Source organism: Colwellia sp. D2M02, assembly GCF_018860755.1.
GTDB lineage: Bacteria > Pseudomonadota > Gammaproteobacteria > Enterobacterales > Alteromonadaceae > Colwellia > Colwellia asteriadis.
The window spans coordinates 21066-42541 of sequence record NZ_JAHKPW010000021.1 but is presented as its reverse complement, the minus strand read 5'-3'; the positions used below and the strand labels follow the sequence as shown (position 1 = coordinate 42541).

General features: G+C 37.8%; 14 protein-coding genes and 1 tRNA gene. 9 read left to right on the top strand and 6 right to left on the bottom strand.

The window, feature by feature from the left end; all coding sequences use genetic code 11:
- Nucleotides 1-205: 205 nt before the first annotated feature.
- The gene (locus tag KO495_RS02900; protein ID WP_215978894.1) at nt 206-1342 is read left to right on the top strand and encodes a choice-of-anchor A family protein; all 1137 of its coding nucleotides are present in this window, start codon (nt 206-208) and stop codon (nt 1340-1342) included.
- 116 nt (nt 1343-1458) lie between these two features.
- Here KO495_RS02900 and KO495_RS02895 read toward each other — a convergent pair whose 3' ends face one another.
- Both KO495_RS02895 and KO495_RS02890 read right to left on the bottom strand, forming a co-directional pair.
- Complete coding sequence (locus KO495_RS02895) at nt 1459-4515, bottom strand: efflux RND transporter permease subunit (protein WP_215978893.1); 3057 nt, start codon at nt 4513-4515, stop codon at nt 1459-1461.
- A gap of 44 nt (nt 4516-4559) precedes the next feature.
- Entirely contained in the window at nt 4560-5660 is a 1101-nt protein-coding gene (locus KO495_RS02890) for an efflux RND transporter periplasmic adaptor subunit (RefSeq protein WP_215978892.1), read from the bottom strand.
- Between the two features lie 186 nt (nt 5661-5846).
- On the opposite strand from KO495_RS02890, the gene KO495_RS02885 reads away from it, so the two are divergent.
- On the top strand, nt 5847-6467 hold the full coding sequence (locus KO495_RS02885; RefSeq protein ID WP_354668357.1) for a TetR/AcrR family transcriptional regulator: 621 nt from the start codon (nt 5847-5849) through the stop codon (nt 6465-6467).
- Nucleotides 6468-6881: 414 nt separating this feature from the next.
- Nucleotides 6882-6966, top strand: a tRNA-Leu gene (locus KO495_RS02880).
- 329 nt (nt 6967-7295) lie between these two features.
- Here KO495_RS02880 and KO495_RS02875 read toward each other — a convergent pair.
- On the bottom strand, nt 7296-8003 hold the full coding sequence (locus KO495_RS02875; RefSeq protein WP_215978891.1) for a LytTR family DNA-binding domain-containing protein: 708 nt from the start codon (nt 8001-8003) through the stop codon (nt 7296-7298).
- Nucleotides 8004-8029: 26 nt separating this feature from the next.
- Complete coding sequence (locus tag KO495_RS02870) at nt 8030-8809, bottom strand: histidine kinase (RefSeq protein ID WP_215978890.1); 780 nt, start codon at nt 8807-8809, stop codon at nt 8030-8032.
- Nucleotides 8810-8934: 125 nt separating this feature from the next.
- Between KO495_RS02870 and KO495_RS02865 the strand changes: the two genes are divergently transcribed.
- The 3 genes from KO495_RS02865 to KO495_RS02855 all read left to right on the top strand — a co-directional run bounded on the left by KO495_RS02865 (nt 8935) and on the right by KO495_RS02855 (nt 14519).
- Nucleotides 8935-9843 (top strand): ABC transporter ATP-binding protein, encoded by a 909-nt coding sequence (locus tag KO495_RS02865; RefSeq protein WP_215978889.1) that lies wholly within the window; start codon nt 8935-8937, stop codon nt 9841-9843.
- A complete protein-coding gene (locus KO495_RS02860) occupies nt 9833-13402 on the top strand; it encodes a M1 family aminopeptidase (RefSeq protein WP_215978888.1) in 3570 nt (1189 codons plus the stop codon). The genes KO495_RS02865 and KO495_RS02860 overlap by 11 nt, the downstream gene beginning before the upstream one ends.
- A 91-nt stretch (nt 13403-13493) precedes the next feature.
- Nucleotides 13494-14519: a hypothetical protein gene (locus tag KO495_RS02855; RefSeq protein WP_215978887.1), complete on the top strand. Its 1026-nt coding sequence runs from the start codon at nt 13494-13496 to the stop codon at nt 14517-14519.
- Between the two features lie 140 nt (nt 14520-14659).
- On the opposite strand, the gene KO495_RS02850 is transcribed toward KO495_RS02855, so the two are convergent.
- Nucleotides 14660-14803 carry a hypothetical protein gene (locus tag KO495_RS02850; protein WP_215978886.1) on the bottom strand — a complete coding sequence of 48 codons (144 nt, stop codon included), beginning with the start codon at nt 14801-14803 and terminating at the stop codon, nt 14660-14662.
- Between the two features lie 460 nt (nt 14804-15263).
- On the opposite strand from KO495_RS02850, the gene KO495_RS02845 reads away from it, so the two are divergent.
- From KO495_RS02845 to KO495_RS02835, 3 genes are all read left to right on the top strand, one after another.
- Nucleotides 15264-16091 carry an MliC family protein gene (locus KO495_RS02845; protein ID WP_252738770.1) on the top strand — a complete coding sequence of 276 codons (828 nt, stop codon included), beginning with the start codon at nt 15264-15266 and terminating at the stop codon, nt 16089-16091.
- A 232-nt stretch (nt 16092-16323) separates the two neighbouring features.
- Nucleotides 16324-19692, top strand: coding sequence for an MHYT domain-containing protein (locus KO495_RS02840; protein ID WP_215978885.1), 3369 nt, complete (start codon nt 16324-16326; stop codon nt 19690-19692).
- A 15-nt stretch (nt 19693-19707) separates the two neighbouring features.
- Complete coding sequence (locus KO495_RS02835) at nt 19708-20691, top strand: two-component system response regulator (RefSeq protein WP_215978884.1); 984 nt, start codon at nt 19708-19710, stop codon at nt 20689-20691.
- 76 nt (nt 20692-20767) lie between these two features.
- Here the strand turns inward: KO495_RS02835 and KO495_RS02830 are convergent, their stop codons facing one another.
- Nucleotides 20768-21472 (bottom strand): VpsP family polysaccharide biosynthesis protein, encoded by a 705-nt coding sequence (locus KO495_RS02830; RefSeq protein WP_215978883.1) that lies wholly within the window; start codon nt 21470-21472, stop codon nt 20768-20770.
- Between the last annotated feature and the right edge of the window lie 4 nt (nt 21473-21476).

Genomic DNA, 21476 nt, shown 5'->3' with positions numbered 1-21476 from the left:
AATAATCTCGAAAGATCAAAAGCCCCTGGCATTATAAAAAAAATGACACCGCTGTCATTTTTGCTAGAACTTTACTATTGGTTAGTATATAATCGCACGAAATTTCAGCTGCCTAGTGAATCCGAGCGAAAATTGGGCAGTAGTGAAATTAGCTTATCTAATTCACAGCTTAATAAATAACTTAATATAACGTAAAAGGAATAACATGCGTAAGTTTTTAACCGTAGCAATGACGCTAGCTTTAGGGCTTTTTGTTGCAACATCTGCTTTTGCCGTTGCCATTGATTTGGGCGATGCGAGCAAATATAACGCCTTTATTAAAAATGACTTTAAAGTAACTTCTTCAGATACTGAAGGGCGTATTGCCGTTGGCGGTGATTTTATTGTTAATGGTGGTTACGATGTAGGTGCTGAGATCACTTATTTAGGCATGGGAGAAGGTCCAAGCTTAGTCGTTGGTGGTGATATTGTTAAAGGTAATAATCAGTGGGGCGGCTCAGGTTTTTTAAATGTTTATGAAAACCACCCATCAGAATTAGGTGATATTGTTCACGCAGGCGATGTTATTGATAACGGTAGCAGTGGTGGAATTCTTGGTAACTTAAATAAAGTTAATGCAAACGATTTACCGGTAGATTTTGACAGTGCTTTTGCCCATTTAAATAAATTATCAACAGATTTAATGGCGGCAACTACTCATGGCGATGCGGTAAGAGATGGCAATAGAGCTGGAGCACCTTTAGTATTTACGCCAACATCAACACCAAGTGATAACGTTTATGTTTTTAACGTAACTCAAGAACAACTGAATGCAAACACAGATTGGTTTGTTGAAGGGGTGAGTGACGATGCAACGATACTATTTAATATTACCAACCCAAATAATATAGCGGGTAAATCTAATAACCAAGGCGGTCAATGTAGCCAAGGGCAAGTTGGCTGTGTTCACTTTAGCCAAAGCAACCTTAGTATTAATGGCGTATTGGCAAGCTCACACCTTGCTGGTAAAGGTGGCTATAAAGATAGCACTATGACTAATAATATTTTATATAACTTTGGTGATGCTAGCCAAGTTAATTTAGCGTCAGACTTATACGGTAGTGTGTTAGCGCCAAATGCTGATATTAAAGCAAACCCATCGGTAATTTGGGGGCAAGTTATTGGTAAGTCTTGGGAAGGTAATATGCAAATTAATTACAACCCATTTACGCCGGTAGGTTCAACACCACCAACGCCAGTACCTACTCCTGCAACATTATGGGTATTTGCGTTAGCATTAGCACTACTTTATGTGAATAGAAAATCTTTTATTCGCGTAAAGCGTAAGCCATTTGCCGAGTAACTATTAACGGGTAAGGTTAAATAACCTGAATTCGGCTAACGAAAGCGAGATACTTAATAAAGTATCTCGCTTTTTTTGTGGCTGTTATTCTTCATAGTCGTTATAGAAATTAAGCCTTAGCGTTGTAGTTTATAAACGCTGCAATATAGTACCGGCACAACAGCTAAGGTTAATATGGTACCAATACCTAAGCCAAAGGCGATAACATTAGCCATGCCATAAAATAGTGGGTCTTTACCAATAATAAGCGGTAATAAGCCCATAATTGTTGTAATGGTGGTCATAGCTATAGGTCTTAGGCGCGTTAAACAAGCATCAATAACTGCTTGGTACTCACGCTTTCCTGCCTGTATTTCTATTTGAATTCGATCAATTAATACAATAGCGTTATTAATTATAATGCCCGCTAGGCTATAAAGCCCAAGCGTTACCATAAAACCAAATGGTGCATTCATTATCAGTAATCCAGCAACAGCACCAATAAAGGCTAATGGAATGGTTAAGGTGATAATAGCGGCTTGTTTAAATGAATTAAATTGTGCCACCAATATCATTAGGATAAGTCCAAGTACAACAGGCATGCTGGCTTTTAAGGCTTTTTGTGCTTCTGCGGATTCTTTGATTACGCCATCATATTCAATATTATGATTAATAGGTAAGTCCGCTTTTAATGCTTGAATATCACTATCAATTAAGCGTTTTAAATCTTCTGCTGCCATGGTGGTGTTTCGTGCTTGAATGGTGATAGTACGAAATAAGTCCTCGTGTTTAATAATGGCAAATTGATTATTAGGAGCTAACTCAGCCACTTGAAATAAAGGAATACTATGGCCTGTTTTTTTAGCGTAAATAGTTAGTGTGCGTAGCCTATCTAAGTTTTCTCGCTCGGCTTGTTCTGCTCTTAATATTACTGGAATTATTTCGTCGCCTTCACGATACTGGGTTATTTGTGTGCCTGAGAAATAGGTTTCTAGCGCTTGTGCAATTTCTGACGAGGTTAAACCTGAGCGTTTGGCACGTTGTTGATCTATTTGTACATCAACCTTAACAATTAGATTTTCCCAATCATTTCTTATATCTAAAGTATTAGGGGTATTATGAAGTACATTCATAACCTCTTGGGCTTTTTTATAAATAACGTCTTTATCAGGCCCTTTTACTTGAATGGCAATGGTATTGGAGTCTGAAGGTCCTAAAAACATCTTATTAACTCGTGCAGACACATTAGGAAATTGATGTTCTATTGCTTGGTCAAGGTTTAGTATTTCGGCTGAAATGTTTGTACTTTCTTGAACATTGAGGACAATAAAGCCTTTGTTTTCTGCAGGATCTTCTGGACTAAGTGACATTACAAAACGGGGACCACTAAAACCAACATAGCCAGAAAAGTTTTCAATATAACCGAAATCATCTTTATTTTTCAGCCAAGTAAATATTTCCTGCATTTGACGATTGGTTTCTTTAGAGGAAGTCCCATTGGGTAAGTCAATATTAATAACAATTTGAGTGCGATCTGAGTCAGGAAAGAACTGTTTAGCAACCATACTCATCGATAATACAGCAGCAATAAACAGTGCAACCATTGCACTCATAAACAGTGTTTTACGCTTTAATATTTGATGTAAAAAAGCCTCATAATAACGGTAAAGCTTACTAACATTAATACTGCTTGATTGTTGAGGCTGCCCAGAAGGTGCTGGGATTTTAATAAAGAAATAGCATAATATCGGCGTAACACATAAGGCCAATATCCAGCTGGTTAATAAGGTAATTAAAATCACTAAGGAAATTGAACGGGTATATTCGCCAGCAACATGCTCGGCAAGCATTAACGGTAAAAAGAAGAGCACAGTAGTGACAGACGAGCTAAGTAACGGAATTGCTAACTCTTTGCTACCTTGTAACATGGCATTATAACGATCAACACCTTCTTCTAATCTTCGCTTAAAATCTTCAGCGATAACTATGCCATTATCAACCAATAACCCTAATGAAATGATTAAGGTAGCTAAGCTCATTCGCTCTAACTTCATCCCTGAGAAGAACATAACGGTTAAGGTAATTAACATCACAAAAGGGACGATAGCACCTACCACTAAACCCGTTCTAATACCGAGAAATAGCACAACAACCACTAAGACAATTGCTAAGGTTTGTAATACGTTAACCGATACACCCGAAATGGTTTTTTCTACTTGCTCAGCTTGGTAAGTTGCGGTGTTAATTTGGTAGCCAATCGGTAGTGTTGTTTGAATGGTTTTAACCTTCTCCATAACTTGTGGCGCATAGCTGAGCAAGTTATATTCGGGCAACATTGAAATGGCAAAAAATATAGCTGGCTCACCATTATAATAAGCAAGTTTATCGGGGGGATCGATAAAGTCACGTTTGAGTGTCACGACATCTTTTAAGGCGATAAAGCTTTCACTGTTAGGAATATTAATATAGGTATTTGCAATATCTACAGCACTATTAAAATTACCTGACGGTTCAACAATAAAGCTAATGGGGCCGGTATCTATTTGCCCACCAGAGCTAATAATATTTTGATTTTGTAGCTCTTTGACCAAAGCATCGGGAGATATCCCCAATTGCGCTAATTTAGCGTTTGATACTTCGAGAAATATACGCTCAGCTTGTTGGCCGAGTATTTCAATTTTTTTAGTTCCCTCAACACCATATAATGTATCTCTTATATGCTGAGCTATATCGTACATTTGGCTCATACCAAAACCATCGGCGGTTAAGGCTAAAGTAATTACGGAAACATCACCAAATTCATCATTTACAAAAGGCTCATGAGTACCATTAGGCATTCTTTTATGAGCCGCGGTGACTTTATTGCGCACGTTTTGCCAAATATCATCAAGATTAAAGTAGCGATCATAAATTTTAACGTGAACAATAGACAAACCAATAGTTGAGGTGGAGCTGATTTCTTCGACTTCAGCGACTTTTCGTATTTCTTCCTCAAGTTTTTTTGTAATTAACTGTTCTACCCTTGTTGGTGACATGCCGGGAAAGGAAGTACTGATAATAGCTTCACGAATGGTGATATTAGGATCTTCTTGCGCAGGTAAGGTGAAGTAGGCAAAAATGCCATTAAGTAACATTACCGCCAGTAATAAAAATACGCTTTTGCGAAAGGTAAAAGCGGTTTGGGTGATATTCATTTTTGATCCTTGCAAGCTTGCTGGCTAAAGTCGTGTTGAGTTATTTAGTTGAATAATTGATGTTGAGTACTCAGTAAACTGACTTGTTGACCATCTCTAAGAAAAGCTACACCTGCGGTAGCAATAATGTCACCAGGCTGTAAACCCGCAGAGATATAAACTTGGTTGTTTAAAATGTTTTCGGTTTTTATTTCGCGTTGTTCTACTATTTTTTCACGAGAGTTAAACACATAAACATAGGTTTTTTGTGCTAAACCTGCCTTGATGGCAGTGAGGGGAATTCTAATGGAGGGCCCTTGGTGACCAGTTCGCCCTTTTCCAGCAAACATAAATTCGACTTCTGCACTCATACCTGCACGTAGTAAGGGATTTTCACCTTGCAGAACCACCGTCACTGGAAAGGCGTTAGCCGACTCAGCACGAGTTCCTATTTCACTAATACGACCAGAGATTTTAACTTGAGGTAATACTGGGAATTTTATTGGTATAATGGCATCTCGGGTTAACTCTTGAATTAATGTTTCAGGCACCATAATTTGAATTTCTAAGCCATGTTTACCTTCAATTTCGAAAACAGATTGTCCTGAGGTGATTTGCTGTGATGGTTCAAATAAACGTCGAGTAATGATGGCGTCATAAGGCGCAATTAAGATACTGTCTTGTAAGTTTTTGGTGGTAATATCAAGTTGTGCTTTCGCAACATCTACAGCACTTTTGTTGTTTTCAAATGTCGCTTTAGCGTTATCAAAGCCTGATTGTGAAACTACACCTTGCTTAAGTAGTTGTTGATAGCGTGCATAAGTGCTTTTCGAATCAGCCAAGCTGACTTTTGCTTGCTCATACTTAGCTTGGGCCGATTGTTGCTCTAAAGTAAAGCTACGCTTATTCAGAAAGGCTAAGGTTTGCCCTTTAGTGACTTCATCCCCTAAATTAACACTAATACCTTCAATTTTACCACTGACTTCAAAACTAAGTTTAGTCGCTTCAACGGGAGCAACAATTCCTGATAAAACTCGAACTTGCTCTAGCGTTGATAAAGTTACTTCGGTCCAGGCAATAGGGCGAACAGCCGTATTATTGGTTGTTGTTTTTTCATTACAACCACCAAGTAATAAGGTTATTACAAGTAAAGATAAGGTGCGCATAATTATTCCTTTATACACCAATTTATTAACAGTGTAGTACATAGTTATAAAGTAAAATATGGTGAAATTATTGTAGGTTGGTACTGCTCAGTACCGCATTATTCTGGTACTATGGAGTACCAAAGTCAATAGAATATTATTTACGTATTTTGCATATGATAAATACATCGAATAAAAGGAGCCTTAGTGAATTACGATAATCAGCCGTTAAGCGCTCGAGGTACGCTGTTACTTGACGCTGCCCAGCATCTATTTTTTACTCGAGGGTTTGATGAAACCTCATTAGAGATGATCATTAATGAGGTAGGTGGGTCACGTCGCTCAATTTATAATGAATTTGGCAACAAACACGGTTTATTAGTGGCGGTAATTAACCGACAGTTAATCAAACAAACTGAAATGCTAACGAGTATTAATCGGGAGTTATCAGCAGAAGCAGCCCTTAACGATGTTTGCTTTAGATTTGCTCAGGGAATGTTGTCGAAAACACTAATATCGTTGTTTAGACTTGTTGTACAACAAGTGGTGAAATCCCCTGAGTTTGGCGAAATGATTTTCGACAGAGGCCCGATGAAAGCTGTACTACCATTGGCGCAGTACTTAGAAGAGTTAACTGAACAAGGTATATTAAAAGTGGTTGATGCTCATACATCAGCGCAAGTGTTATTGAAAATGTCAGAGGGGCCACTATACACCCGCAGTTTACTATTACCAGATACTTTAGCAACCGATGAAGAAATCAAAAAACAAGTTGCTAATGCTGTAGGGATTTTTATTAAAGCGCATACCACCGAGACGACGAAATAATACTGCTGCTAAACCGGACGAAGAAATAAACAGCAGTTAACCCGTTTAACTTAAAAAGTAGTTGCTAACTAAGTGTTTTTTCGTATAATGCCAAACACTTCAACAACAGTGTGAAGTGTAAGTACTTATCTTTATCAATTTGTTGATATTTATAATGCTGTAGGATGCAAAACCTTTGCTATAAAGCATAAATTTTGATGTTATAGAAAGCAGTGCCAGCGTGATGAAATTGGTATACATGGGGGATTTAAAATTGAACGTGTCTACACGTAACAATTTGAATTTAGTGTGAGATACCACTAGATTTCACTTGCAAAAATTTGCAAAGAAAATATTTAAAGTAGCTTGTATAAAATTCTGTTTTTAAGTGAAAATTGAATTTTATGTAAGCTGAAAAGTTTACTTCCCCCTTTTGCCGGAGTGGTGGAATTGGTAGACACGACGGATTCAAAATCCGTTGCTTTCGAGCGTGACGGTTCAAGTCCGTCCTCCGGTACCATTTTATGCCTTGTTAATACAAGGTTCTATCCATGAAATTTACTATTAGTCAATAGCGAACTCATACATAATTCCAATGTAGAAGTAGTGTAGACCATAAACTATATTTATAATTTAGTACTTTTCAAAGTTACTATGCCGCTACAGATATGTAAAATTTGGAGGTGTGGTAAAACGTAGTCGGAGAAGTGGGTATAGTAGCCTTACCTTTTGATGGTGTAACAAATTGATTTAAATTGGTATTTAAAAATTCTGATGTGTTTATTAGCTCGATATAATATATCAAAGGAAGTTTTAACTGTTGAATTTGAACGTGACTGTACATTGCAATTACTTCTTATTAACTATTTGTGACACTTTGTCTTTGTATACTCGCCCAACCGGTACAACAAAATCATTAATATGTACTTCACTGGCCTTGATTAATGTCAATGCATGATGGGCAACTATGTATGAGCGATGTACTCGAGAAAAATGTGCTTCAGGTAATAATTGCTCAAAATCAGAGATTTTCATTTGGCTTAGTAACTGAGTACCTTGTAGATACACAGAGGTGTAATTTCCGCTTGCTCTTACATAAAGCAATTCATTTAATGCCACTTGATGATGTTTTTTATCATCCTTAATAAAGATACTTTCTTGTAGGGCATTGCTACTGCTCTCGCTTTGCATATGACTTTCTAACAACGCTTGTTTATCGGCTATCTTTTGAACTGTCTTCGCAAACCGTTCAGCATTAAACGGTTTAAGTAAGTAGTCACTTATTTCATATTCATAGCTTTCCAATGCATATTCTTGGTGTGCTGAAATAACAACAATTTGCGGTGGTTGTTTTAGTGCGGTTAAAAATTCGAACCCCGTGATTTTCGGCATATTGATATCAAGAAAAATCACATCAACCTGATTCGAACGCATCAATTGTTCAGCTTGCATGGCATTAAAACACGAACCCACAAAGTTTAATGTCGAATGATCTTGTGCAAATCGAGTGATTAATTTATGCGCGGTTGGCTCATCATCGATGATCAAATAATTCATTAAGTTAATCCGTCTATGTAATCCGTTTATGTTAAGTCTATCGAAACCGTTGTTTTATAACTGCTATCGGTAACATTTGTTTTAATTTGGTGTTTATCGGGAAAAAGCAAAACAAGCCTTCGCTTTAAATTGTCTAATCCCAGTCCACCGCTTGCTCGTTGCTTTTTATTTTTCTCTAATACCGTTTTGTCAAAATTATTATCGATCGTAAATTCAATCATCTCCGACTTAGTGGTTAAACAAAAATGAATATACTGACCATCGGTTAAGGTATCCACACCATGTTTGAAGGCGTTTTCCAGCAAATTAATGAATAATAGTGGCGGAATACGTTGTTGATCATTGGTGATATGTCGTTCAAACCGAATATCCAATCGATGTTGATGGCGCAGTTGATTTAGTTCAATGAAACTTTCCAAATATGCAATTTCGTCCACCACCAATACTGTATGTTTACGGCCATCATAAATTGTAAAACGCATCATTTGAGACAGCCGATATATTACCTCTTCAGTTAAATCAGACTTCTCAACGGCTAGCCCATATAAGTTATTCAAAGTATTAAAGAAAAAGTGTGGATTAATTTGGCTTTTTAGTAAACTCAGTTCAGCTTTGAGTGTTTCTTGATGTAAATGATCAATGTACTGTTTTTGTTTTGCCCTATCTTGTATCAAATAAATAAGCGGTAGCATCAAGCTAATGGTTAAAAATACAATCAGTACCTCAGGGTTTGTGGCAAGATAGATAAGATATAGGCTGACGCCATAACCTAATACTAGCGCAATACTCTTTAACCAAACGTTCAAAATAGCCTTCTTTTTAGCGAAATTCGTCGTTCGACAATGTTTAATCGTCGTTCGTCATTTCATTATTTATTTAACTTTTAGCGATTGTACTATACAGAAAAACATAAAACACTTCGGACGGACGTATGTTAACGATTAGAAATTTATCAAAAACTTATGACAATGGAGTTCAAGCGCTTAAATCAGTATCACTAGACATAGAACCTGGTTTATTTGGCTTACTTGGACCAAATGGAGCTGGAAAGTCATCTCTAATGCGCACAATCGCAACGTTGCAACAGCCTTCTCACGGACAAATTAGTTTTGATAATAAAGACATTATTAAAAACCCCAATGTATTACGTGAATGTTTAGGTTATTTGCCGCAAGAATTTGGTGTATACCCGAAAGCCAGCTGCTACGAATTGTTAAATCATTTAGCATTATTAAAAGGTATTATTGATAAAGAGCAGCGTAAAGCGCAAATAGAAAGTCTGCTGCATTTAACCAATTTATTCGACAAGCGTCACAATGACGTTGCAACCTATTCAGGCGGTATGAAACAGCGTTTTGGTATTGCGCAAGCCTTACTAGGTGACCCAAAACTTATTATTGTTGATGAACCAACCGCAGGGTTGGACCCGCAAGAACGCAACCGTTTTCATAATTTATTGTGTGAAATCAGCGAAAACATAGTTGTTATTTTATCAACACATATCGTTGAAGATGTCAGTCAACTTTGTCCAAACATGGCGATCCTTATTAATGGTCAAATTCAATTACATGGAAAACCTGCTTCGTTAATCCGTACGTTAGAAGGTAGAGTCTGGTCAAAAATGGTCAATAGAACAGAAGCTGCAGACTACCGCAATAGATTCAACGTCTTATCTGAACGATTAATTACTGGTAAAACTCAACTAATCATTGAAAGTGAATTCCAACCAGAAATTGGATTAAAGCCCATTACTCCAGATTTAGAAGATGTTTACTTTTCTACGTTAAACAAGGTTCAAGGTATTGGTCATACAAAGCAAGGGGATCAAGGTGTTGCTTAAGTTATTACCCTTTGAATTAAAACAACAGATCAAGCAAGGTGGCTTTTGGGCAGCTTCAATCGCCATGATATGGATGGCCGTTTTGATCACTACGCAGCGCGGTTCTGGTTTAGTTTTTGCAAACTCTGCTCACGCTATAAGCCAAACATTATTGTTTATTGCGCCTAATATAATTTTTGTTACTTGTATCTTAGCTTCGGCTACCGTTTTGCGAGATAGTCAATACAAGATGGAGTCGCTAATTTTTACAACGCCAATTGACAAATTTAAGTATTTAGCAAGTAGATACTTCAGCATTGCCCTTGCCACGTGTGCGATATTATTCATGGCACTTATTGGTATGATGATTACCCCGCTATTTTTAGATGCCGAATTGGTAGGTCCATTTCAATTAAATTACTACATCAGTAATTATCTACTGTTTATCGTACCTTCCGTATTGTTATGTACCTCTATAGTATTTGCTGCGGCAATGTTAAGTAAAAGTATGATCACGGTATTTGTTTCTGGCATCGTGTTATACGTGATATATATCGTAGGGTCGATATTTGGTAATTCACCATTAATGGCGACTTCATCAGTATTGTCAGAAAGTTATGGTTTTGCTTCTCTTATCGAACCATATGGCCTTATCGCTTTTGCAGAACAATCTGCTTATTGGAATGCTGAGCAACGCAATACTTTTATGCCCTCGTTAACAGGGGCATTGTTATTCAACCGTATTTTATGGCTAGCAATAAGCCTTAGTTTATTTGTCTTTACTTATAGAGTATTCAGCTTTAGGGCTGAGCACAAAATGAAACCGACCAAGAAAGATCAAGTTCAATCAGCTATCACGGCGTTTGAAAACAAAGATTTCGCGCCTTATAAAAGTATGAAGCCTGAGATCAACTTTAGTGAGCTTAACTGGTCTGTGGCATGGTCAAAATTCAATATTGAATACATTACTGCCACACGTGGCAAAGTGTTTATAGTTTTATTGATCACCACTATCGCCTTTACGCTAGGTAATTTGATTAGCAGTGTATTTGATGGACCAATTTCAGGAGGTCAAGCATTCTTACCACAAACAGCGTTGATTCTAGGCTGGTTACAAGAACCATTAGCAAAAATTGGTATGTTAGTGGCTATTTTCTTTACTGTAGAACTATATTGGAATGAACGCTTAATCAAAATCGCACCATTAATTGATTGCACACCTACGCAAAATTTTACTTTTTATTTGGCAAAATTAGCGGCAGTACTTGCCATCAGTTTTACCTTAATACTGGTGAGCATTATCTCGGCGATTTTATTCCAGTTGTCGCAAGGTTATTTAGATATTCAACCTCAACAGTATTTACTATTGTTTTATTACAGTGGTGTACCTATGTTATTGGCCGCTTTGTTAACGCTATTTTTGCAGCGTTTTGCCAAGGTAAAAGCAATAGGCTTGTTGTTAGGTGTTGGTGTATTTGTGTTAAATGGTGTAGCCAAAGGCATGTTGCTTGACCATCCATTAACGGTATTTGCTTATCAGCCTTATTTCATGTTTTCCGATATGGCTGACACCATTTACCATGCGCAAGCTGCAAATTGGTACAACACTTACTGGTTATCATTAACAGGTGTTTTAGGTGTTATCACTATTAAATATTGGCAGCGTGGCACTATGGTAACCGCAGAAGCTTTAACGCAAAAAGCCCGTGTACTATTAGCGAGCTTAACAGTGGTTTGTGTCACTAGTGCTAGTTATATTTTCTATCAAACAAATGTATTTAATACCTTTATGACAGAAGAACAACAAATTGCGTTAATGGCTAATTACGAAAAAAAATACCAGTCGTACAAAGGTAAATCGACACCAACAGTTATTGACGTAAAGCTAGCCATGGATATTTTCCCAGAGCAACGTAGTTACCAGGTAAATGGCCGTTATATCATTGAAAACCAAACAAATCAGCCGATTAATGAAGTCTTGGTATCAGTATTGCGCCAAAGCCATGTGAGCTATCAAGTTGAGTTAGCTGATGCTGAGTTAACCACACATGATCAGGCCCATCAAACCATGTTATTTAATTTGGCTACACCTTTAGCACCTAGAGCAAGCACTTCTGTTGAGTTCTCATTAACAGCGACACATAACGCGTTTGCAGAGTTAGATGGAGAGCACTATGTCACTAAAGGAGGCAGCTATATAGAAGTTGAAGATGTTATTCCACACATTGGCTTCATTGAGCGTTACGTGTTAACAGACACGGAACATCGTAAAGAGCATGATTTACCAAGTTTAACACCTACTATGCCAGAAAAGCACATGCACGTTGAAGCACAAGATAAATTGATGTTTGATGCAGTAATTTCAACAACCAAACCGCAAACGGTAGTGACAGTTGGTACGCTTAAAAAGCAATGGGTTGATGAAGGGCGTCAGTTTTTTCATTACCAGTCTGAACAGCCAATTCAAGCACAATTAGCGGTAGTTTCAGCGGAGTTTGACGCGGAAACGATAAGCCATAATGGTATTGAGTTAACGGTTTATCATGCGCCTGAACATTACCAAGGCAACGAAATGATTTTGACCGCCTTAACGCAATCTATGGATTATTTTGCAGAGCATTATATTCCTTTTAAAGGTAAACATTATGCGGTAGTTGAAATTCCATATTTCTCAGCAACTCAATCATTTGGTAGTTCACAACCAGGCATGTATGTGGGTGTAGAAAATAGAATGTTTAACCTTGATAGTAGACAAGTAGATTTAGCGGAGTTTAATCCTCAACTACGTGGAATTTCTCATGAATTTTCTCACCAATACTGGGGCGACTATTTGCAACCACACTATATTGCTGGAGGACCAATGGTAACAGAAACGTTAGCTAAATATACGGAGTTAGTGATGTTAAATCATGTATATGGAGAAATGGCTACGTTTGACTTAGTGAATCAATCGTTAGATTTCTATTTAAAAGTTCGCCCATACATGACTGACATTGAACAGCCTTTATATCGTATGGGACACGACGCTCACTTGTTTTACGGCAAAGGTCAACACAGCATGCACGCCTTATTAGATATCTTAAGCGAAAAGAAAATTAACATCGCTTTAAAGCAACTATTAAAGGAAAAAGGCTATCCATATAAAGCAACAACATTAGATGTATTAAACGCTTTCTACCAGCAGGCAACACATGAGCAAGTTGAAAAAATTGATGATTTATTTAAGCATGTCGTATTTCATAGCTTTGAAATACATGATGCTAAAACTCAACAAGTGTCTGAACAAACCAATAGTAAGTACATGACAACAATTGATGTGAGTACGTTGAAGTTCAAATTAGATTTGCAAACGAACCGAGAGCAATCAACGCCTATCAACGACCATGTCGATATTGCGCTATATGAAGGCTACCCTATGTATGACGATAGTAACGCTATGTTAATTGAAAAGGTGAAGTTTAATAAATATCGTAGTGAAGTGACGTTATACACAGACAAACAGCCTACACATGTGTATATAGATCCAAAATTACGCAGAATAGATAGGAACTTATCTGACAACATTTTCACCATCAATTAACCCTTTTGTAAACACGAGCGGGAACGAACAGATTCCCGCTTCCCTAACATAATACTCAACAACTCAATCACTTATTGTAACACAGGAGCACATGATGAAACTTATTCATGGAGTTAAACTCGTCTTTTTCACCGTAAGCTTAACCAACATTTGTATGTCAGAATCAGCAATTGCAACACCACAAAGTAAACTAGTAGCTAGTCAGCAAACGTTAGAGCAGCTTTACTATCAACGCGACTACCAATCTATAAAGGAAATACTTAATGCACTCAACAGGCCTCTTAAAATTGATGAACAGTTATTAATGCTTGCGATAAAAGTACAACGTGATGAAGATGACGCAGACGATGCCCTAGAGTCCTTGACTAATGAACACCAGAACAATGCAAAAGTACAATATTGGGCGGGAAATTTATGGCAAATTGTCGCAAAAAACAGTTCGATGTTTTCCAAAATGTCGATATATAGCCATTATGTTAAGGCGATGACAAAAGCGGCCAAACTCGCCCCCCAGAATGCTAGATACCAAATGGAAGCAGCTAAAGCTTATGGACAGCCCAGCATCATGGGCGGTGATAGTGATAAACAAGCGCCAATAGTAGCAAAGTTATTGCAAGGAAGCTCTCAGTTCGCTCATATTGCACAGATGGACTTATTACAAAACACACAAAAGGAAAGTGAAGCGATCCATTATGCAACGGGGATTGCACAGCAATATAGCAACAACGTAGAAATCGTTGAACGAGCAGCGCAATTATTATGGACATTTGGTGATAAAGATAAGGCTGGAGAATTTTTTTATCAGGCCTGCATGTTACCCGCACCGATAAAGGAACCCTATCTGAAATGGAGTGCTGCGTGCTGGTATAGTGTTTTGTTTAGCGACAATGGTGAATTGTCATTAGAGCAAGGAATTACCGCAGGTAAAAAATTACTTGCACAAAGTAGTGTAAAGGATAATGAATATCTAGAAAGCTTAGAACTTTATGCTCAGTTACTAGTAAAAGCAAGACAAACTGCGAATGCAATAAATGCTTATAATGATTTGTTAGCATCGGCCACTAATAAAAGCATGAAGCGAAAAGCAAAGGAAGCATTGAAAAAGTTAAGTAAGTAATTGGGCTATCTCGGACTAGATTAACAATGTGGAATCTATTCCTACCTTATTAATAACGTTCAGTATTTATTTAGTAAACTTGCTTGATGGCACATCTTACTTTAATTTCCCATCAGTTGTTCAACTATAAAGTGTAACGGTCAAATAAACTTGAATACTTCTTTAGTCGCTTTGCTGTACCATTTACCGTAAAGTGCAAAACAAGCATACCAACGTTTACTATTGCCTTGCTGGTAGACGTATAATCCGTCTTGGGTGTCATGGTGCGTTGTTTGAATAGGCATAAATACTAGTATTCAATAAAATAAGATGACTTGCAAAGTGTCTATGTTTTATTTTATTTAATTGAAATATAAAGATAAATTTAGGTGTCTATTTTTCACCCCCCCCCTGTCTAAGACGTGTCGGTTCGAGTCCGACCGCTGGTACCACTATTAATAATATTAAGCTATAACAAAAACAACCGACATTATGTCGGTTTTTTTATGCCTAAAATCCACTCCTTATTCTTTACTTTACGCTTTACTTTATTCGGGAAGTTAATAAGATAACTTTAGCTTAGCATCGATGCTGGGCACTGAAATCTCAGTGGTTTTATTTGAGCTTTTCTTTTTACTTTATCAAGGTGCATATTTTAACTCGTTAGCTATAGTGAGTTAACATAGTATGTCGTTAGGACTGATAAGCAGTTCGATTTATTTTCAAGTTTAATAATATGAAGGGCTAAGCATGAAGAGAATGTTCATGGCGTTTATTATTGTAAGTGCCTTAGTTGCCCTAAGTGTAACCACTGCGAGTGATACAAAAAAAACACTTAAGTTGTGCTCATCTGCTTGGCAACAGATGGTCGAAGAACACTTAACAACAGGTGATAATCATGGGCATGGCCCTGATGTTGGATCTGATGAATGGAAGTCAGTTGTAGAGTTTAAATTGAACATCCGAGGCATGGCTAATATTCCACAACGAGATAGCATGGCTTGGTGTGAATATATAGATGAACGCTTGAAAAATGATAGTGCTGACAGTGAGTCCAAGCGACTTGAACCTTCTTTTTCTTGTGAGTCTAGTAAGCTCTCTGGCGTAGAAAAAATGATTTGCCAAGACGATAAATTAAAAGAGCTTGATGTGAAATTAGCAGCTATTTACATTGCCGCCAAAAAGAAAAGTCACAATGAGCACCCACCACTGTTACAAGCAGAACAACGAGGTTGGATAAAAGGCCGTGATGAGTGCTGGAAAAGTAATAATCAGCGAGAATGTATTGAAACCGAATACGTACGCCGTACCGCAGAGTTACAAGCTAAATATAGGTTAGTATCCTCTAGTGACCCTGTTAAGTATATGTGTGGTGCGAACCCTGCGAATGAAGTGGTAGTTACATTCTTTGATACTAGCCCACCAACTTTAATTGCAGAGCGCGGCGATAGCACATCGCTTATGCACATTCAGCGCTCAGCTAGTGGCAGTAAATACCAGGGACGTAATGAGTCTTTTTGGGGGCATCAAGGAGAAGCACTAATTTCTTGGGGTTATAATGAAGGCGAACTACAGTGTATAGAGGCGCCTTAATATAGGTGAAAAGCTCTGTTTTTATTGGTGTTAAAGCTTTTAGCACCCTAACGGCTTTTAAACTATTACTAGGAAATATTTTCATTAATATTGTTGTTAAGTATACTGCTAACAGGCCGATATAGATCCTCAAGTGTGCTCTCTATAAGTGACTGTGCTTTTTATATTACGATAAAGCAATGGCTTTAGCGTATTGCCTTTAAATTCTATTCTCGAAGTATGGGAACCTCTTATGCAAAATCAACTCTCAGAAATTTTTGACTATAGCAGCGAAAGTTTGCTGGCAGTCGCTGAACATGATCCGTGGTTAGTCGCTTTATCTGTTTCTATTGCTATATTTGCCTCTTTTATGGGCTTTCAAGTTGCATCACAAGCTGCAGTTAGTTCATCAAACCGTCGTAAACATGCTTCATTATTGGTTGGCAGTTTTGCGCTTGGGGGCGGTGTTTGGTCAATGCACTTTATTGGCATGTTGGCGCTAGAGTTATGCACTAAAGTTTCCTATCAAGTTGATATTACAATTATCTCTATGTTGCCAGCGATTATTGCCTCTTGGGTCGCGTTAAGCTTAATTACTCGAGAAAAAATAAAAATCACTCAATTAATTCTTGGTGGTGTACTCGTTGGGGCCGGTATCGGAACTATGCACTATGTGGGCATGGCTGCAATGCAAATGGCACCGCTACTGCGTTATGATTTATGGATGTTTAGTACTTCAATTGTTGTTGCTGTAGTACTCGCTATTTTGTCTTTGTGGATACGATTTGCGCTCAATACTATTGGCAATATTCGTCTGAGTTATCGAGTTAAAACTTTTATATCGAGCTGTGTGATGGGCTCTGCAATTTCAGGAATGCATTATACTGGAATGGCGGCAGCACGTTTTGTTCTGCCTCCAGGGGTTGAGCTATCAAAGCAAACTAATGATATTTCGTTCTACCTTGCTTTGGGTATTACAGTAATTACGGTTGTTATTATTGGTTTAGTTGTTGCTGTTAATTTAGTTTTTAGACATAAAGATATTTCAGCTGCCGCTACTCAAAATGAAAAGCGTTTGAGTGCGATTATGGATACCACAGTTGATGGCATTATCACTATTGATGAAGTAGGTAATATCATTGGCATTAATACCGCTGTAACGAGAATGCTAGGTTGGGAAGAGGGAGATTTAATTAATAATAATATTAATCGTGTTGTCCCTGAGCCTTTTCAGTCTCACGATACTAAATTTACGAAAGCAGACTTACAAGCTTATATTGCTGAAATTACCGTAAGAGGTCGTGAAATTGAGGCGATAACCAACCACGGAGAAAAAATTCCCGTACGTCTTGAAATTGGTTGTGTTGAATTAAATGAACAGCAAATGTTTGTCGCCTTTATTTCGGACTTACGTGAGCGCCTTAGAATGGAGGCGGCACTGCGTAACAATGAAGCAAGGATCCGCTCTTTACTAACGAATATTCCAGGTATTGCTTATCGCTGCATAGACACTACAGGTTGGCCTAATATTTATATAAATGATGAAGTTGAAAATATTATTGGTTACCCTGCGAGCGACTTTTTACTGCCTGATCCTAAGCGTAGTTTAGCTGATTTTGTTCACCCTGATGATTTTAGTCTTATTGAAGCAACGGATTTGCGTAACCCAGATGGTTTTAAGATGGAGTTTCGATTTATTGATCGTTATGGCAAGGTAAAGTGGGTTTTAGGGCACGGGCGAGCGCTTAAAAAAGAAGGTTGTGAAGATTATTATCTTGATGGCTTTATCATGGATATTAGTGACCGAAAACAAATGGAGTCTGAGGTGCTTGCTGCAAAAGATAAGGCCGAAAGAGCAGCGGAGACCCGGTCAGCTTTCTTAGCTAATATGAGCCACGAAATCCGTACCCCGATGAATGCGGTTATTGGTTTTAGTGATATTTTACTTGATGAAGAGCTAAAGCCTAATCAACGTAAACATTTGAACATTATTAATCAATCGGCAAAATCGCTATTGCATATTCTTAACGATGTTTTAGACAGTGCAAAGCTAGAAAAAGGGAAGTTTCAGCTTGAATATAGAGACTTTTCGCTTGTGGAAGAAGTCGATGCTGTGGTTTCTACTTTATGGCTACAAGCTCAAAATAAAGGTTTGACGCTCGATCTTAATATTCATACTGCTGCACAAGGTTATTTTAATGGTGCGCCCGATAGAATTAGGCAAGTGTTAACAAACCTGTTAGGTAATGCTATTAAGTTTACAGAGCAAGGAAAAATTACCATTGAAATCACTTCAGTTGAATCAACCACAGTAGCTAAGCCGGCAATTCAGTTTACGATAAAAGACACTGGCATTGGTATTACTGCGTCGCAATTAGCAACGATATTTGATGCATTCTCACAAGCTGATGAGTCGATGAGTCGTCGTTTTGGCGGGACAGGGCTTGGAACAACTATCAGTAAGCAATTAGTTGAACTGATGCAAGGTGAAATTTTTGCAAAAAGTACCGAGGGCGTAGGCTCGGAATTTAGCTTTATTATTCCTTTAACTCCTATCGAGTACTCAAGAAAAGTAACAACTGAGAAAAATCAACAAACATTGCCTAAGTTACATATATTAGTCGTGGATGATATTGATCAGAATATTGATTTATTAACACTTTTGCTAAAACGCAATGGACATAAAATATCTGAAGCGAGGGACGGGGAGCAAGCACTGTTACAAATACAAAATAACCCTGTTGATGTGGTGTTAATGGATATTCAGATGCCGGTGATGGATGGGTTGACCGCCGCTAAACAACGTAGAAAATATGAACGTGATCATGAGTTAAAAAGAGTACCTATTATTGCCTTAACCGCCAGTGTATTACCGCAAGATAGGCTTTCAGCTGAGCAGGCGGGTATGGATGGGTTTGCCAATAAACCTATTGATATGGATCACCTTAACGCAGAAATAGCGAGTGTATTAAAGCTTGAACATACAGTAGTTGATGAAGTAAAAAATGTTGATAAATCAACATTAAAAATAGATATCGATAAAGGGGCTAAACTGTGGGGCTCTAAAACGAACCTTTATGTTGAAATTGATCGTTTCATTAAGCACTCTGAAGTTGAACTCCCCCTATTTAAACAGCTATTTGAGCAGAGTAAAGCAAAAGAGCTAGGGCAATTAGCGCATAAATTTAAAGGTAGTGCAGGTAACCTAGCGTTAAACCGCTTAATGAAAATGTTAGATGAACTAGAAGGTTCATGTAAAGAAGAGGATGCTCTGAAATTAACTAAGTGTCAGTTAATTATAGAAAATATTGAAGCCGAGTTTTGCTGTATCAAAAACTGTGTCAGTAAAATGAGTGACGGTGAAGAAGAGGCTAGTGAGGCTGAAACTAGTAGCCAAAGTAGCGTCACAGATGCCATTGACATTTTAGGGCAACTTGAACAGTCTGTAAGTAATAATGAATTTGATGATGAGTTGTTAGACAAGTTGCAATCATTAGCGCCATTACGGCCTAACGAAATTAACGCTATAGTTAATGCTTGTAACGATTTTGAGTTTTCACAGGCCACTGAGTTAATAATCGTATTAATTGCTCAGTTACAAGCTGAACAAGTAAATAAGTAAGTTGAGTAATCTATTATGCTAGAAAATAAACAAAGCGTTTTAATTGTTGACGACGAGCCAACTAATTTGCGTATCCTTAATCAAGTTTTAAATGATACCTATAAATTAACATTTGCTAAAAGTGGCCAAGAAGCTATACGTTTGATTGAAAAAGAGCGACCAGATTTAATATTGCTTGATGTCATGATGCCTGAAATGACAGGCTATGAGGTGTGTGAATACCTCAAAAAACACCCTAAATTTAAAGTGATTCCTATTATTTTTGTTACCGCACTAAATGATTCCGATGATGAAGCAAAAGGGCTGACCCTCGGAGCGGTAGATTATATTTCTAAACCTATCTCACCTGCCGTAGTTAAAGCACGAGTTAAAACGCACTTATCCTTAGTGGATGCTGAAGAGCTTAGGCGTACCCGTTTACAGGTTATACAACGACTTGGGAGGGCATCAGAATATAAAGATAACGAAACAGGCATGCACGTTATGCGTATGAGTCATTACTCTCGGGTAGTTGCACTAGCACATGGCTTTTCTCAAGCAGAGGCAGAGAACTTATTTAATGCTGCGCCAATGCATGATATTGGTAAAATAGGTATCCCCGATAGCATTATGCTTAAACCTGGCAAGCTTACTGATGAAGAATTTTCGATAATGAAACAACACCCTGAAATAGGTGCTGAAATTTTAGGTGAGTCGGATTCAGACTTAATTGCGTTAGCTAAGTTAGTCTCTTTAACACATCATGAGAAGTGGGACGGCTCAGGTTACCCTAACCAGCTCAAAGGCGAAGAAATCCCTATTGAAGGGAGAATTGTTGCTCTAGCAGACGTATTTGACGCCTTAACTAGTGTTCGTCCTTATAAGGATGCTTGGTCGGTTGAAAAGGCAATGGAGTTTATTCATAGCCAAAAAGAGAAACACTTTGATCCTGAGTTAGTTGACTGCTTTGAACAACAGTTACCTAAAATAATGGAAATAAAAGAACGCTGGAAAGACTGATAGTTCACTGCTTGGTAATAGTCATTATTACCAATAGTGAGAGTTGAGGTTATTTTAGTAAAGCCACCTTGCTACCTTACGGGCAAATAGCTCGTTGCTGCTCACTAGTATCAAAACTGTATGTAAGTAGCCACTTACAAACTAAAGCTTCTTTATGGTGACGTTTAATAATACTTATTGCTGAACGTCTAACCCAAGGCTGTTTATCTTGTAGCATCAGCTGTAAATGACGACGTAACCCCGACATTATTTGCGCCGTGTAGGGGCTTTTATTTTGATAAAGATAAAAGCCAATATCAACCCAAGCCTGATGTACTTCAATAATATTACTACCGTATTTATCTGCCTGATGTAAATAATTAATCAGCTCTTGATCAATTTCATTCAAACGCCACTTCAAGATAGCTAGCGTAGCCCAAGTTACTGGCCAAGTAGGGCGTAACTCAAGCGCTTTTAAGTAATACTTTTTTGCTTCAACCAAATTACTTTTTTGCTCAGAGGGCGAAAATATAGAGCTAATTCCGCCCCACTCAAGAATTAACCCTTGAGTAACAAGATAGTGTGGGTTATTTGGATGTTTACTATTGGCGTTATTAATAGCGCTAATGGCTGTTAGGTATTGTGACTTTTCGGAGAGTGTTTTATTTTTCAACCAAAGCTCTTTGAGTTGAAAAGCTTTATAATAGTGCAAATTAGCATTAAGCATAGTCACAGCTTGAGCCGCTAGGTAAAGCAATACAAAAAAGAGTAGGGTAAGTAGTGTTTTTTGTAATGACGTCATTAAA